Below are 250 nucleotides of genomic sequence, written 5' to 3' on the forward strand. Positions count from 1 at the left end.
GCTGCCCTGAGTTTTGCCCGCTTCAACAGTAATGACCTGACCATTGGACAGGGTCACAGTCACCGGCGTTTGCGCTGGGTTGGTCAGCGTCACGGTGTAAGTGATGACGCCACCTTCAGTGACCGACGGGTTCGCCGTCAGGGTCGCGGTAGTGGTGTCGATCGAATCATTGATGGTGGTGACGGCTGGAGTCGGGTTCGGAGTCAGCTGTTCGAAGTTGCCGCCCGTGGCATTTTCAATCGTGACGCTA

1 protein-coding gene is annotated in these 250 nt (G+C 58.0%); it reads right to left on the bottom strand.

Going from position 1 to position 250, the window contains the following annotated elements; genetic code table 11:
- Nucleotides 1-250: immunoglobulin-like domain-containing protein (locus IAE36_RS23540; RefSeq protein ID WP_201214983.1), on the bottom strand; the 250-nt coding region annotated here is incomplete at both ends.

Source organism: Pseudomonas sp. S36, from assembly GCF_016647875.1.
Classification (GTDB): domain Bacteria; phylum Pseudomonadota; class Gammaproteobacteria; order Pseudomonadales; family Pseudomonadaceae; genus Aquipseudomonas; species Aquipseudomonas parafulva.